Origin of the sequence: Phaeospirillum tilakii, assembly GCF_042683125.1 — a bacterium.
In the GTDB taxonomy this organism is placed as follows: Bacteria; Pseudomonadota; Alphaproteobacteria; order Rhodospirillales; family Magnetospirillaceae; genus Phaeospirillum; species Phaeospirillum tilakii.
The window spans coordinates 23,188-37,630 of record NZ_JBHUIY010000012.1 but is presented as its reverse complement, the minus strand read 5'-3'; the positions used below and the strand labels follow the sequence as shown (position 1 = coordinate 37,630).

12 protein-coding genes are annotated in these 14,443 nt (G+C 66.9%); 10 read left to right on the top strand and 2 right to left on the bottom strand.

From position 1 onward, the window contains the following. Positions 1-115 precede the first annotated feature (115 nt). The 4 genes from clpB to ACFSNB_RS07770 all read left to right on the top strand — a co-directional run bounded on the left by clpB (position 116) and on the right by ACFSNB_RS07770 (position 7,129). A complete protein-coding gene (clpB, locus tag ACFSNB_RS07785) occupies positions 116-2,701 on the top strand; it encodes an ATP-dependent chaperone ClpB (protein WP_377315562.1) in 2,586 nt (861 codons plus the stop codon). Positions 2,702-3,266: 565 nt separating this feature from the next. Next, complete coding sequence (locus ACFSNB_RS07780) at positions 3,267-4,685, top strand: hypothetical protein (protein ID WP_377315560.1); 1,419 nt, start codon at positions 3,267-3,269, stop codon at positions 4,683-4,685. A 100-nt stretch (positions 4,686-4,785) separates the two neighbouring features. Beyond that, positions 4,786-6,000 carry an argininosuccinate synthase gene (locus ACFSNB_RS07775; RefSeq protein WP_377315559.1) on the top strand — a complete coding sequence of 405 codons (1,215 nt, stop codon included), beginning with the start codon at positions 4,786-4,788 and terminating at the stop codon, positions 5,998-6,000. Positions 6,001-6,091: 91 nt separating this feature from the next. Further along, positions 6,092-7,129: a hypothetical protein gene (locus tag ACFSNB_RS07770; RefSeq protein ID WP_377315558.1), complete on the top strand. Its 1,038-nt coding sequence runs from the start codon at positions 6,092-6,094 to the stop codon at positions 7,127-7,129. Between the two features lie 74 nt (positions 7,130-7,203). Here ACFSNB_RS07770 and ACFSNB_RS07765 read toward each other — a convergent pair whose 3' ends face one another. Further along, positions 7,204-8,022 carry an ABC transporter permease gene (locus ACFSNB_RS07765; RefSeq protein ID WP_377315556.1) on the bottom strand — a complete coding sequence of 273 codons (819 nt, stop codon included), beginning with the start codon at positions 8,020-8,022 and terminating at the stop codon, positions 7,204-7,206. Between the two features lie 15 nt (positions 8,023-8,037). Between ACFSNB_RS07765 and ACFSNB_RS07760 the strand changes: the two genes are divergently transcribed. The 4 genes from ACFSNB_RS07760 (at position 8,038) to traT (ending at position 12,955) form a co-directional block, all read left to right on the top strand. After that, positions 8,038-8,598 (top strand): regulatory protein RecX, encoded by a 561-nt coding sequence (locus ACFSNB_RS07760; RefSeq protein WP_377315555.1) that lies wholly within the window; start codon positions 8,038-8,040, stop codon positions 8,596-8,598. Between the two features lie 91 nt (positions 8,599-8,689). Further along, on the top strand, positions 8,690-10,357 hold the full coding sequence (locus tag ACFSNB_RS07755; RefSeq protein WP_377315554.1) for a SpoIIE family protein phosphatase: 1,668 nt from the start codon (positions 8,690-8,692) through the stop codon (positions 10,355-10,357). Positions 10,358-10,721: 364 nt separating this feature from the next. Next, positions 10,722-12,203 (top strand): S1C family serine protease, encoded by a 1,482-nt coding sequence (locus tag ACFSNB_RS07750; RefSeq protein WP_377315552.1) that lies wholly within the window; start codon positions 10,722-10,724, stop codon positions 12,201-12,203. A gap of 2 nt (positions 12,204-12,205) precedes the next feature. After that, a complete protein-coding gene (gene traT, locus ACFSNB_RS07745) occupies positions 12,206-12,955 on the top strand; it encodes a complement resistance protein TraT (RefSeq protein WP_377315551.1) in 750 nt (249 codons plus the stop codon). 9 nt (positions 12,956-12,964) lie between these two features. Here the strand turns inward: traT and ACFSNB_RS07740 are convergent, their stop codons facing one another. Further along, positions 12,965-13,477, bottom strand: a complete 513-nt coding sequence (locus tag ACFSNB_RS07740) for an SH3 domain-containing protein (protein ID WP_377315549.1) — start codon at positions 13,475-13,477, stop codon at positions 12,965-12,967. Between the two features lie 144 nt (positions 13,478-13,621). Between ACFSNB_RS07740 and ACFSNB_RS07735 the strand changes: the two genes are divergently transcribed. Then, the gene (locus tag ACFSNB_RS07735) at positions 13,622-13,945 is read left to right on the top strand and encodes a hypothetical protein (RefSeq protein WP_377315547.1); all 324 of its coding nucleotides are present in this window, start codon (positions 13,622-13,624) and stop codon (positions 13,943-13,945) included. Then, positions 13,942-14,352 (top strand): hypothetical protein, encoded by a 411-nt coding sequence (locus tag ACFSNB_RS07730; RefSeq protein WP_377315545.1) that lies wholly within the window; start codon positions 13,942-13,944, stop codon positions 14,350-14,352. Before ACFSNB_RS07735 ends, ACFSNB_RS07730 begins: the two co-directional genes overlap by 4 nt. The last annotated feature ends 91 nt before the right edge of the window (positions 14,353-14,443 follow it).

The window sequence follows — 14,443 nt, the reverse complement described above, 5'->3', positions numbered from 1 at the left end:
CGCCCCGTCCCCGCTTGCGAGGGCCGCGAACCCCGCCATATCTTTGCCATCAAGCGAAGGATCCGCCGGCCGCCGCAGCCGGGGCGGGTGGATCCGGTCGAGGCGGAGAGACCCCATGGACTTCGAGAAATTCACCGAACGCTGCAAGGGCTTCATCCAGGCGGCGCAGACCCTGGCCCTGCGTTCCAATCACCAGTTCCTCACCCCCGAGCACCTCGCCCAGGTGCTGCTGGCCGACAAGGAGGGGCTGGCCGCCAACCTGATCCGCGCCGCCGGGGGCGACCCGGCCAAGGCGCTGAAGGGGATCGAGGCGGCGCTGGCCAAACTGCCCAAGGTCGAGGGCGCCGGGGCCGGGATGCATCTCTCGACCGAACTGGCCCGCCTGCTCGATCAGGCGGTGCAGTTGGCCGACAAGGCCGGCGACAGCTACGTCACCGCCGAACGGCTGCTGCTGGCGCTGACGCTGGCCACCGGCAGCCCGACGGCCAAGGCGCTGGCCGAGGCCGGCATCACCCCCCAGGGCCTCAACCACGCCATCGAACAATTGCGCAAGGGCCGCAAGGCGCAGAGCCCGTCGGCCGAGGACGGCTATGACGCGCTCAAGAAATACGCCCGCGACCTGACCCAGGCGGCGCGCGACGGCAAGCTCGATCCGGTGATCGGCCGCGACGAGGAGATCCGCCGCACCATCCAGGTGCTGGCCCGGCGCACCAAGAACAACCCGGTGCTGATCGGCGAGCCCGGCGTCGGCAAGACCGCGATCGTCGAGGGCCTCGCCAACCGCATCGTCAACGGCGACGTGCCCGAGGCGCTGAAGAACAAGCGGCTGCTGGCGCTCGACCTCGGCGCGATGGTGGCCGGAGCCAAGTTCCGTGGCGAATTCGAGGAGCGCCTCAAGGCGGTGCTGACCGAGATGGCCTCGGCCAATGGCGAGATCATCCTGTTCATCGACGAGATGCACACCCTGATCGGCGCCGGCGCGGCCGAGGGCTCGATGGACGCCTCCAACCTGCTGAAGCCGGCGCTGGCGCGCGGCGAGCTGCATTGCGTCGGCGCCACCACCCTCAACGAATACCGCAAGCATGTCGAAAAGGACGCGGCGCTGGCCCGGCGCTTCCAGCCGGTGTTCGTCGCCGAGCCGGGAGTCGAGGACACCATCTCGATTCTGCGCGGCCTCAAGGAGAAGTACGAGCTGCACCACGGGGTGCGGATCGCCGACGGCGCGCTGGTGGCGGCGGCGACCCTGTCGAATCGCTACATCACCGACCGCTTCCTGCCCGACAAGGCGATCGATCTGGTCGATGAGGCCGGCTCGCGCCTCAGGATGCAGATCGATTCCAAGCCCGAGGCGCTCGACGAACTCGACCGCCGCATCATCCAGCTCAAGATCGAGCGCGAGGCGCTGCGCAAGGAGAGCGATCCCGCCTCGCGCGACCGCCTCGCCAAGCTGGAGGAGGAATTGCCCCGGCTGGAACAGCAGTCGGTCGAGCTGACCGAACGCTGGCGGGCGGAGAAGGACCAGCTCGCCTCCTCGACCAAGGTCAAGGAGCGGCTGGAGGCGGCCCGGCTGGAGCTGGCCAATGCCGAGCGCGCCGCCAACTGGGCCCGGGCCGGCGAACTGAAATTCGGGGTGATCCCCGACCTCGAACGCGAGCTGGAAAGCGGCGGCGAGGGCCAGCGGATGGTGACCGAATCCGTCACCGAAGAGCACATCGCCCAGGTGGTGTCGCGCTGGACCGGGATTCCGGTCGAGAAGATGCTGGCCGGCGAGCGCGACAAGCTGCTGACGATGGAGGACAAGCTCCGCACCCGGGTGGTCGGCCAGGACGAGGCGCTGCGGGCGGTGGCCGACGCGGTGCGGCGCTCGCGCGCCGGGTTGCAGGACCCCAACCGGCCGATCGGCTCGTTCCTGTTCCTCGGCCCGACCGGCGTCGGCAAGACCGAACTGACCAAGGCGCTGGCCGAGTTCCTGTTCGACGACGAGCAGGCGATGGTGCGGATGGACATGTCGGAATACATGGAGAAGCACTCGGTCGCCCGGCTGATCGGCGCCCCTCCCGGCTATGTCGGCTATGAGGAGGGCGGCGCGCTGACCGAGGCGGTGCGGCGGCGGCCCTATCAGGTGATCCTGTTCGACGAGATCGAGAAGGCCCACCCCGACGTGTTCAACGTCCTGCTCCAGGTGCTGGATGACGGCCGGCTGACCGACGGCCAGGGCCGGGTGGTCGATTTCCGCAACAGCCTGATCGTGCTGACCTCCAACCTCGGCGCCGAGATCCTCGCCAACCAGGAGGAAGGCCAGGAGACCAACGCGGTGCGCGGCCCGGTGATGGAGATGGTGCGCGCCGCCTTCCGCCCCGAACTGCTCAACCGCATCGACGAGATCCTGCTGTTCCGCCGGCTCGGCCGCGCCGACATGACCGGGATCGTCGAGATCCAGCTCGCCCGCCTGCGCAGGCTGCTGGCCGACCGCAAGATCAGCATCGATCTCGACGCGGCGGCCGAGGCCTGGCTGGCCGAGCGCGGCTACGACCCGGTCTATGGCGCCCGGCCGCTGAAGCGGGTGATCCAGCGCACCCTGCAAACCCCGCTGGCCGGGATGTTGCTGGAAGGAGCGGTCAAGGACGGCGACACCGTCACGGTGTCGGCGGCCGAAGGAGGCCTGTTGATCAACGGACGCTCGGCCGGGGCCGACGATTAATCAAACGCATCGCCCCGCCTTTCTGCGCGTCATGGCTGCTTCTTTCAGGAGGGCGGGGCGACATTTTATGCAAATTAGCGGTTGCATCTCCCTGCAATGTCAGGCTAACATACTGTATGTGTAATTTTTCTGTAGCGATTCTAGGCAATGAGTACAATATTCCTTATAATATTTGCTTTTTTTGCGTTCATCTCCGCATGGTTGTTCGCGCTTGCGGTCATGCTGATTCGGGGAGACGACGGGGAATATGAACGCAATCGGCAACGATCCGGCTCTTGGTGGCAAGCGATAAAAGGGGCCATCCCCTCTCGGCCTGATGGATGCCGTGACTTCCGAGTGGCGGCGGGCATTGCCATTGATCGCACACGGAATGTGTGGGTTGAACAGGGGCGCCTGTCGTCCGAAGCCATCTCGGCGATTCTAAAGAAGTCCTAAGTTTTTTATTAACGACATTCGCGTCCGCCGATCAAACGATCAGCGGCGATGATGGGGTCTATTCTTGTCGACATGTCCTCCAAAAATTTTTTCTGCTTTCAGGGGCTGGGTCCCCACGGTGTCTGGGCGCTTGTCGTTTAGCGTTCTCGGCGCGAGTCGGAGTACACCAAGGGCAGAGAGAATCAGTATTGATTGCCAAGGCGAGCATTACGTTCTAGTCCGGCAAAGAAGAAAAACGGCGGATAATGCCATACCTTTCTTTCAGAACGACGGAAGCCTTTTGTTTTTGCTGATAGCATCAACAAAAGGAGGAGCCAAAGGCAAAGCTCCTCGGGAAGACGGAGAGGCTGAATTCCTCTGCGGAAAAGTTTTTGTCTACCAGCGCTCGATCACCACCAACAAGCCTCGCGTCTTTAGGGTACTTGGCCGAGAAATAAAAATCCCACTTATTAAAGAAAAAATAAAAAGCTTTCCTTATGTCCAGGACGTATGGAATAAAAATGCCGTTAAAATTAATGAAATAACCGAGAACTGTCTTAAAAAAAGCATCCCACCTCGCGGGTGCCATTGCCCATTTGATGTAAATTACAACGAAACAATACAAAAACTTGCCGGCAACGAGTCAAGCGGGTGTCTTCCCGTCGCTGTGGCTGACATTACGATTTCAAGATCTGGAACAACGGACATAAATTTTAACATCTCGCTTTCTGAAAGAGAAAACGTTCCAAAATTCGAGAGCGAAGACCTGAAAGGAAAATATATAAGAATAATCTCCGCGCAGATTTTCTTCTTTATAAAAGATGTATCACACAATCACCAGCACCATCACCATGGGACTGACACCATGTCAGATATTTATCCCGTGGAGAACGACGAACAATCCGAAATTGGATGGAGGCAAAGCGTTCTATACAACATGTACAGAGCAGTAATAGAATCAAAGCGCGGTGGAGAATTCATAAATTATTATGACTGTATTGGCATTATTTCTTACGCGAAAACATTTAGAATTATTTGCCAGAGGGAGCTCACGCCGGCAGATATGAAGTGTATACCAGAATACAATGAGAAGGAGCTTTGCCAAAGCCTAGCAGCATCGGCCGAAAGAAAGAAAGGCATATTCAGCTGCAACAAAGACGCGAAGACCAATGCAGCCGCATTAACAATCGCAATTTCGGCATTAATTCTTTCATGGCTTAGCACTTTACGAAATTCAAAATGGTTATCTGACCAAGCCCTTCCGGAATATGTCATGGCTATTGCCAATTACTGGATAAAAGAACCAACGATATCGATGATCATTACTGTATCGTCTGCGCTGGCGATAGCCAAGGCCATTAACAAAACCAATCAGGTGTACGAGTCAAAGGCTGACGTCCTCTTATTAAGAATACTTCAATCACTACCAAAGAAAGCGGCTGTAATATTCCTATTGTTACTTTTTACAATATCCTCAACGACAACCCTCGCCGCTCTCAGCGTCGTCCTCATAGGCTGGAATGAGGCCATCTCAAGTCTGCAAGCGATCTTAATCGGCTTTCATCCATAAACGAGTCCTCCCGTCCCGCGCGCCGTGGCGTGACAGCGGCGAAAATCGCTCTATACTGCGCCTCCGAATTCACATCCCCCCATCACGGAGAGGCGTTGCCATGAAGGGCGAAGTCAACAAGGTGGTGCTGGCCTATTCCGGCGGCCTCGACACCTCGGTCATCCTGCGCTGGTTGCAGGAGCAGTATGGCTGCGAGGTGGTGACCTTCACCGCCGATCTCGGCCAGGGCGAGGAGCTGGAGCCGGCCCGCGCCAAGGCCCGCCTGATGGGCATCAAGGAAGAGAACATCTTCATCGACGATCTGCGCGAGGAATTCGTCCGCGACTTCGTCTTCCCGATGTTCCGCGCCAATGCCCTCTATGAAGGGGTCTATCTGCTCGGCACCTCGATCGCCCGGCCGCTGATCGCCAAGCGCCAGATCGAGATCGCCAAGCAGGTCGGCGCCGACGCCGTCGCCCATGGCGCCACCGGCAAGGGCAACGATCAGGTCCGGTTCGAGATCGGCTATTACGCGCTGAAGCCCGACATCAAGGTGATCGCGCCGTGGCGGCTGTGGGACCTGACCAGCCGCACCAAGCTGATCGAGTTCGCCGAAAAGCACCAGATTCCGATCGCCAAGGACAAGCGCGGCGAGGCGCCCTATTCGACCGACGCCAACCTGCTGCACATCTCCTACGAGGGCAAGGCGCTGGAAGATCCGTGGGTCCAGCCCGACGAGGAGATGTTCACCCGCTCGGTCAGCCCGGAAAAGGCCCCCGACACCCCCACCTACATCGAGATCGAGTTCGAGAACGGTGACGCGGTGGCGATCGACGGCGAGCGCCTCAGCCCGGCCGCGCTGCTGACCCGGCTCAACCAGCTGGGCGGGGCCAACGGCATCGGCCGGCTCGATCTGGTCGAGAACCGCTTCGTCGGCATGAAGTCGCGCGGCGTCTATGAAACCCCCGGCGGCAGCATCCTGATCGTCGCCCACCGCGCGATCGAGAGCCTGACCCTCGACCGTGGCGAGGCGCACCTCAAGGACGACCTGATGCCGCGCTATGCCGAGCTGATCTACAACGGCTTCTGGTTCGCCCCCGAGCGCATCGCCATCCAGACCATGATCGACAAGGTGTCGGAGAATGTCTGCGGCACCGTGCGGCTCAAGCTGTTCAAGGGCGTCGCCAGCGTGGTCGGCCGCAAGTCGCCGAAGTCGCTCTACCGCATGGACTATGTCACCTTCGAGGAGGACAGCGTCTACGACCAGCGCGACGCCCAGGGCTTCATCAAGCTGAACGCCCTGCGGATGCGTCTGGCCAAGATGGCGCGGGGCTGACCGCCCGCTTCCCGCCCCGCCCCGCCCGGCCGCGCGCCGGACGGGGCGGTCCCATGTTTCCCTCGCGTCACGACAACGGACGGGCCGCCAGATGAGAAACAGACGTCGCCGCACCGGACGCGGCCGCCGTTCCGGATCCGCCACCGCCATCGCGGTGGGGCTGGTCCTGGCCGTGCTGCTGGCCGAAGCGGCCGCCCGGATCGCCTATCCGCGCTGGACCGAATTCAACGATCGCCGCTTCCAGGACCACGCCTCGATCGAGGGACGGCGGCTGACCGTCGGCAAGCCCGGCTTCGACGGCTGGTTCGCCCAGAACAACGGCGAATTCCGCGTCCCGATCCGGCTCAACGCCGCCGGCCTGCGCAACGATGACCCGGTCGAGGCCGCCGACGGCCGGCTGTGGGCGGTGGGCGATGCCTTCACCTTCGGCTGGGGCGTGCCGCGCGACGAGACCTTCGCCGCCATCGCCGCCGCCAAGCTGGGCTGGGACTGGTACGACATCGCCAGCCCGATCGCCGACCTCGAGGACGACCGCGCCCTGCTGCGCCGGATCCCGGCGACCGCCCGCCCCCGCGCGGTGGTGCTGGGCCTGTCGGTCGAGGACGATCTGCGCCTCTATCCCACCGGCTCCGACGCGACCCGGCCGTCGCTGCATGGCGGCTGGCTGCGGGCCAAGCACGTCCTGATCGAGCGGTCGGCCTTCTACAACCTGATCGTCCACAGCCTGAAGCGGATGGACCGGCTCAACCGGCTGCTGACCGATCTGCGGCTGGTCGAGCCGGCCAACCAGGCCCCGCCGGCGATCGCCGACGGCCAACTCGCCGCCGTGCTCGATTCGAGCGCCGACGAGGTCGCCCGCCTGCGCGCCCAACTGGGACCGGAGGTGCCGCTGACGGTGCTGCTGATCCCCGCCCGGGCCGAGCTGCGCGACGGCGACCCGCAGGCCCGCCGCCAGCGCCAGGGCATCGCCGAACGCCTGACCGCCCGGGGCATCGCCGTGGTCGATCCGTTCGACTCCCTCGCCCCCGAGGGAATCGCCGAGGTCCATTTCCCCCATGACGGCCATTGGTCGCCGCTGGCCCACCGCCTTGCCGGCGAAGCGCTGGCCCGCGCCCTGGCCCAGCCCTAAAGCGGGTTCGAAGGGCCCGTGGCCCTGCGCGGAGAGCGTCGAGAGGCAGCGCCTCTCGACCCCCCTGCCGCCGCCTAAGCCTTCAACTTGTAGCCGGTCGCCAGCATCCGGTAGGTCAGCCCGAGCAGCAGCAGGTTGGCCCCGACCATCACCGCGACCCCGGCCATGACCGGCCCGTCGGCATGGTCGATGAAGCCGTAGCGGAAGCCGTCGATCATGTAGAAGAACGGATTGGCCAGCGCCACCGCGTGCAGGTCGGGCGGCAGCCGGTCGATCGAATAGAAGGTGCCGGACAGGAACGACAGCGGGGTGACCAGGAAGTTGGTCACCGCCGCCATGTGATCGAACTTGTCGGCCCACAGCCCGGCGATCATCCCGAGCAGCGACAGCATCAGCGACCCGGCCACGGCGTGGAACAGGATCAGCCCGGGATGGGGAAAGGACAGCGGCACGAACAGCGCCATCGTCGCCGTCACCGCCACCCCGACCGCCAGCCCGCGCGCCACCCCGCCGGCGGCGATCGCGGCGGTCATCTCGCCGGCCGACAGCGGCGGCATCAGCATGTCGACGATGTTGCCCTGGACCTTGGCGATGATCAGCGACGAGGAGGTGTTGGAGAAGGCGTTCTGGACCATCGCCATCATCACCAGCCCGGGGGCGAGGAATTCGAGGAACGGCACCCCGGCGACCCGGGTCGCCACCGGCCCCAGCGCCAGCGCGAACACGGCGAGGAACAGCAGGGTGGTCACCACCGGGGCCAGGATGGTCTGGAAATGGACCTTGAGGAAACGCCGGACCTCCTTCATGAACAGGGTCCAGGTGCCCAGCCAGTTGACCGCGCCGTAGCGACGGGGGCTGGGGGCCAGACAGGACGGGTTGGGATCGTCTTTCATCGCAGGATCGCCTCCATGACCGGCAGGGCCGCGCCGCCCCTTCTCACCACAGCCTACCTCGAAGCCGCGGCGTTGCATTATCTCGAACGCTTCGCCTCGTCCAGGGCCAACCTGCGCCGGGTGCTGCTGACCAAGGCCCGGCGGTCACTGGCCCATCACGGCGGCGAGCGCGAGGAGGCCGAGGCGCTGATCGAGGCGGTGATCGCCCGCCTCGCCGGACTCGGCTATCTCGACGACGCCGCCTATGCCGAGATGAAGACCGCCAGCCTGATCCGCCGGGGCGGCTCGCGCCGGGCGATCCAGGCCAAGCTGGCGGCCAAGGGGGTGGCGGCCGAGACGGTGCGGGCGGCGCTGGAGGAATTCGACCCCGAGGCCGAGCGCGCCGCCGCCTGGGCGCTGGCGCGGCGGCGGCGGCTCGGCCCGTTCCGTCCCCCGGCGGCGCGGGCGGCCCACCGCGACCGCGACCTCGCCGCCCTGGCCCGGGCCGGCTTTCCCGGCGAGATCGCCCGCGCGGTGATCGACGCCGAGACCACCGAAGCCGATCCCGCCGACGACCCAACCAGGGATATGGCTTAGGGATGGGCACCGGACGCCGACAGGCTTATCATCGTCCGACGCGGCGCCCGTCCGGCGCGACCGCCTTCCCCTGGCTGACGAGGCTGCCCCGGTGACCACCGATCCGTTCCCGCCCCTTCCCTCCCGTGGTCCGGTCGCCCCCTGGCGCGGCCTGTCGTTCAAGCAGGCGGTCGCCACCCTGGTGATCGCGCTGGGGCTGGGCGCGATCGGCGGGGCGTGGGATCTGGTGTCGGATTACCACCGGCTGCGGGCCGAGGTGGCCGACGGCACCGCCGCCAACCTCGCCCTGGTGCGCGGACTGGCGGCCGAGGCGGCCTATCTGCTCAACGCCGACCTCGCCCGCGAGGTGGTGGCCGGGCTGGCCCACGACCCGCTCGCCGCCGAGATCCGCCTGACCGACAATTTCGGCGGCGTGCTGGCCGAGGTCACCCGCCCGGCCGACAAGGCGGCGCTGCCCGAGCTGGCCAACCGGCTGTTCGGCGACCTGTCGCCCGCCCCGCTCGGGCTGCACGCCGCCGGCCCCGCCGGGGCCGAGGTCGGCCGGCTCGACCTGCGGCTCGATCCCGGCCGGCTGTTCAACCGCTATCTCGACCATGTCGTCGCCAACACCGTTGCCGGCATCGCCAACACGGTGGTGCTGTGCCTGCTGGTGGTGACGGTGTTCTACATCCTGATCACCAAGCCGCTGCTGCGGATCATCGCCGCGCTGTCGCGGGTCGATCCGGCCCGGCCGGGGGCCACGCCGATCCCGCTGCCGCCGCGCCACCGCGACGACGAACTGGGCCGGCTGGTGACCACCGCCAACGACCTGCTGGCCGCCTCGCAGCGCGACCTCGACGGCCGCGACGCCGCCGAGGCCGAACTGGCGGCGCTGGCCCGCGATCTCGAACGGCGGGTGGCCGAGCGCACCGCCGAACTGGAGCGGGAAAAGCAGGGGGTCGAGCTGGCCAACACCCAGCTTGAGAAGGCCAACCGCTTCATTTCCGACGGCATCCGCTATGCCAGCCGGATCCAGACCGCGCTGTTGCCGGATTCGGCCGCGCTGGAGGGACTGGTCGAGGAGATCGTGATCGGCTGGCGCCCGTTCGACATCGTCGGCGGCGATTATTACTGGATCGGCCGTTTCGGCGACAAGGCGGTGATCGCGGTGATGGACTGCACCGGCCACGGCGTCCCCGGCGCGTTCATGACGGCGGTGGTCTCGTCGATCCTCGCCCGCATCCTGCACCATCACGGCCACGACGATCCCGCCACCATCCTCGGCCTGCTCGACGTGCTGGTGCGCACCGCGCTGCGCCAGGATCGCGGCGACGGCCCGGCCGACGACGGCCTCGACGCCGCGATCTGCGTGCTCGATCCCGACCGCCGCCGCCTGTCCTTCGCCGGGGCCAACCTGCCGCTGACCCTGTGGGAGAACGGCGAGATCCGCTCGGTGCGCGGCGACCGCCGCAGCCTGGGCTACCGCGAATCCCGCCCGCTGCCCTCCTTCACCACCCACGAGATCGACCTCCAGCCGGATTCGGTGTTCTACCTCTACACCGACGGCGTCACCGACCAGATCGGCGGCCCCCACCGCCTGCTGTTCGGCCGCCACCGCCTGCAACAGGCGCTGGCCCGCTGCGCCACCCTGCCGCTGGAACGCCAGAAGGACGAATTGCTCGCCACCCTCGACCAGTGGCGCGGCGACCAGCCCCGCCGCGACGACATGACCTTCGTCGCCTTCCGCCCCCGCCGCGACGATTTCCCGGCCGAGGCGTAGCCACCGATCCGTTACGCGGGCTCTGCCCGCGCGCTTCGCGCGCACACCATGACGTTTACGCGGGCTCTGCCCGCGACCCGCCGGGGCGATGCCCCGGACCCCCTTTGTTTTCATTGATAAAAAAAGGGAGGGGTTCGGGGAGCCCCGCTCCCCGAGCGGGCCGGCGGGCGGCAGCCCGCCTGAATCGTTGCTATCGCGCGCGGAGCGCGCGGGCGGCAGCCCGCTTTCGGTTGTCCCGCTCTTGGCAAGAAAGCCCTTGGTTATTTAGGATAAGGGCGAGATGCAAGTCTGGCACCGCCCAACTCCCCTTTCCCTCCCGTTACTCGCGCGGCTTGGCCGGGCCGGACTGGTGGTGGCCGGCCTGATGCTGGCCGGCACGGCCCTGGCGGCGGAAGAACCCGACCTGCGCGGGCTGGTCGAGGCGGCCCGCGCCGCCGGGGCGGACTCGCCCGACATCGCCCGGATGGCCCTGGCCGAACTGCCGTCGCAGCGGCAGCGGCGCGACGATGGCGAACTCGATTTCCCCTTCTCGGTCGGAATCGACCTGCCGATCGACGCCGCTCCGCGCGATCTCAACGCGACGCTGACCGGGCCGGTGACGGAAACCGGCCGGTTCGTGATCCTGTTCGACGTCGCCCTGGCCAAGGCCAGCCGGCGGGTCCGCAACCTGCGGGAGCAGGGATCGCGCAAGGTGGTGTCGGTCAACCGGATCGACAACCCGGCCTATCTGCGCGCGGTCAAGGCGCTCGACGTCGCCTCGATCCGGGTCGAGCGCCGCCCGGGCGACCAGACCCTGCTGATGCGTTACGAGGAGGCCCAGCGCAAGGCGCTGACCACCCCCCACTTCCTCGAACAGCCGGTCTATGGCGCCTACAGCTTCCGCGTCGCCGAGATCGACGCCACCAAGACCCTGACCCTGCATTACACCCTGATCGACCGCCTCGCCGGCACCCAGCTGACCTCGACCGTCGATGTGGTCGAACGCGACAGTTTCTCGGTCGCCTATGACGTCGATCCGTCCGACCCGGCCCAGGCCAGTCTGGCCGACAGCTTCCTGACCGAGCGGCGGGTGGTCGATTGGGAACGGGCGCCGGTGGTGGTGCCGCTGTCGCAGTTGCTCGACCGGGCGCTGGCCGCCGGCGGGCCGACCCGGCCGATCGGCTCGACCGCCGCCCTGCTCGACGGCATCGCCCGCGAGCGCAGCGCGGCGCTGGCCCGCGCCGCCGCCGAAAAATACGATGCCCGCCCGCTCGACGATCCCCGCTTCGACAGCGTGGTGGCGATCTACACCCCCGAGGGGATGGGCAGCGGCTTCTATGTCCGCCCGGAAATCGTGATGACCAACTGGCATGTGGTCAGGAACAGCGCGATCGTCGATCTGCGCACCTACGACCGCCGCGAGACCTTCGGTCAGGTGATCGCCAAGGATCCCCGGCTCGACCTCGCCCTGGTCAAGGTGCAGGACCGGGGCCGGCCGGTCGGCTTTTATGCCGGCGCCAGCCTGGCTCCGGGCGAGCGGATCGACGTGATCGGCCATCCGCAAAAGCACCTGTTCTCGATCAGCCGGGGGGTGGTCAGCGCGGTGCGCCGGCTGAAGCCCAAGGCCGACCAGGGCGGCGGGGCGGAAATCCTCTATGTCCAGACCGACGCCGCGATCAATCCCGGCAATTCCGGCGGGCCGCTGTTCGCCGGCGACAGGGTGGTCGGCATCGCCACCTTCGGCGCGATGATGAAGGCGGGCGGCCCCGACGGCGACAAGGTCGCGGTGCCGATGCCGGGGCTCAATTTCGCGGTCCATTACGCCGAGGCGAAACGCTTTCTCGATCAGGCGCTGCGGGGAGAATGAGGATGGGACTGGGCCGACGCGCTTTCGTCACCCTGGGGCTGGCCGGGCTGCTCGGCGCCTGCCGGCGCGGCAATGTCGGCGACATGGTGGTCGATGCCAAGGGCGAGCGGATGTACGGGATGCGGGCCGACGGCTCGGTGTTCACCGACGCCGCCCTCTACCCCAACCGCCGGCTCAAGCTGTCGGTGCGCAACCTGTCGGGCGATTCCGCCTGGGACCTCGACGCGGTGCGCGAGCGCATCCTCCAGGGCTATCTCGCCAAGGGCTACCAACGCTCGGACGGGATCGATTTCGGCCTCAAGGTCGATCTCAACGTGGTGCGCAGCCAGCAGTTCGACCGCGACATGATGACCCAGTTCGCCCTGTTCGGCGCGGTCGGCGGCGCCGGGGCCGGGGCCGGGATCAACGCCACCCAGGGCGGCCCGGGTGGCGCGGCCGGCGGCGCGGCGATGGGGCTGGCCGCCGGGGCGACGCTGGGAGCGATCGCCGGCCAGTTCGTCGCCGACAACATCTATGTGGTGGTGACCGAGGCGACCTTCGCCGTCCGCCGCAACGCCAGCCGCCCCCGCCGGGTCGTCACCTTCGACGGCAGCCCGCGCCTCGACGATTGGGACGAGGGCGGCGCCGGCTCGTTCGCCCAGGTCCACCGCGTCACCATCGCCAATTACGGCGGGGGCCGGATGGTCAGCCAGCAGGAAATCGCCGACGACATCCGCGAACGTCAGATCCGCTCGCTGATCAGCCTGCTGTAGGCGGGGCGGCTATTCGATCCATTCGCCCTTGTAGACGCCCCAGATCTCGTCGCGGCGCAGCCAGCCCTGGGTGCGGCCGAACTCGGCCCGGCAGTAATCGCGGTTGCGCGGACATTGCAGCAGACGGCCAAGCACGCCGGCCTCGACCATCGCCACCGTCTCGGCCGAGTCCGAATCCGAGGCGCGCAGCGGATGCGGCCCGCCGATCACCACCATCATCCGCCGGCTCGACAGCATGGTCTGGAGCACCCAGCCCTCGCTGCCCTGCCAGTCGCGGATCTTGCGCCAGGTCTCGAACTCGGCCACCACCTCGACCGGCAGATCCTTGCGCGAATAGATCCATTCGATCGGATAGCGGGTGCCGGGGCCGGTGCGCAGGTTGACCTCGTCGGCGCGCAGCGAGACGAAGCGCGGCAATGGCAGGCCGCTGCCCTCGGCCGGAGCGGCCTGGACCGGGGGCGCCGTCAGCACGGCCAACAGCAGCAGGAACGGGGTCAGTCGTGACAGGTCGCGGCCGGGCATGAATCCTCCCGCGTTATTATAGCGGGGAGGCGCGGCGTGCGGTCAAGGCGGGGCCTCTCCCCTGCCCGCCAAGAGGGTTGACGCGCCCCGGGCCGGAAAGCGTAAGGTGACGCCAGCCGGGCTCCCCGGCGGGGAGCACCGATCATGGCTCGCAACGAGTCCCTCGCGCGCGAGGAAAAAGCGCGTCTGCTGCGCGGACTGGCCTTCAAGATTCATCGCAAGCAACCCTGTCCGCAGGCACTCGACGAGCTGCTGGGCGAGGAATCGCGCGGCGGCCGCCATCGCCTGTTCAAGGAGGCGATCGACCTGCTGGCCGAGGAGGGGGTGCTGCCGGCCCTGATCGCCCTCGACCTGATCGGCGCCGAGGCCGCGGCGGTGCTGGCCGCGGTGATCGACGCCAACGACCACCGCCTGCTGTCGGCCGCGCTCGGGCGCCTCGCCGACCACGTCGAACGGGAGGGATCATGAGACTGGCGCCCCTGACCCTGACGGTGCTGCCGCTGCTGGCCGGCTGCCTGCCCGCCCCCGACCAGCCGGCCTGGGAAGGGCGGATGGGCCGCTTCGCCGGTCTGATCGCCCGCTGCGGCTGTTCCGACATTTCCTCGGACCGGATGCTGGCCGAATATCCCAAGGCGATGGCCGGGCGCTATTCCGAGGCCGAGATCAAGGCGATGCACGGCTATGTCGAACTGGCCGCCACCGAGGCCTGGGACAATCAGGCCGAGATCTGCGGCGAGGTCTGCGCCCAGAGCTGCATGGTCGAGGCGGTGGTCCAGCCGCTGGGCGGGCACGGCACCGGCGTCGCCGCCTGCCCGGTGACCGAGCGCGATCTTCACCTCACCGACGGCCGCCACGATCTCGGCGGCAACCAATAGCCCGTTCCCCCCGGCCCGCCGCACGCGGCGCGGCTTTCCTGGGGTTGATGGCGGCGCCAAAGCGGGGTAGCGTCCCTCATTGCCCGGAACG

Bases quoted from the DNA above. Each gene is read 5' to 3' on its own strand.
- clpB (WP_377315562.1), top strand. From the start codon at position 116: ATGGACTTCGAGAAATTCACCGAACGCTGCAAGGGCTTCATCCAGGCG.
- ACFSNB_RS07775 (WP_377315559.1), top strand. From the start codon at position 4,786: ATGAAGGGCGAAGTCAACAAGGTGGTGCTGGCCTATTCCGGCGGCCTC.
- ACFSNB_RS07770 (WP_377315558.1), top strand. From the start codon at position 6,092: ATGAGAAACAGACGTCGCCGCACCGGACGCGGCCGCCGTTCCGGATCC.
- ACFSNB_RS07765 (WP_377315556.1), bottom strand. From the start codon at position 8,022: ATGAAAGACGATCCCAACCCGTCCTGTCTGGCCCCCAGCCCCCGTCGC.
- ACFSNB_RS07760 (WP_377315555.1), top strand. From the start codon at position 8,038: ATGACCGGCAGGGCCGCGCCGCCCCTTCTCACCACAGCCTACCTCGAA.
- ACFSNB_RS07750 (WP_377315552.1), top strand. From the start codon at position 10,722: ATGCTGGCCGGCACGGCCCTGGCGGCGGAAGAACCCGACCTGCGCGGG.
- traT (WP_377315551.1), top strand. From the start codon at position 12,206: ATGGGACTGGGCCGACGCGCTTTCGTCACCCTGGGGCTGGCCGGGCTG.
- ACFSNB_RS07740 (WP_377315549.1), bottom strand. From the start codon at position 13,477: ATGCCCGGCCGCGACCTGTCACGACTGACCCCGTTCCTGCTGCTGTTG.
- ACFSNB_RS07735 (WP_377315547.1), top strand. From the start codon at position 13,622: ATGGCTCGCAACGAGTCCCTCGCGCGCGAGGAAAAAGCGCGTCTGCTG.
- ACFSNB_RS07730 (WP_377315545.1), top strand. From the start codon at position 13,942: ATGAGACTGGCGCCCCTGACCCTGACGGTGCTGCCGCTGCTGGCCGGC.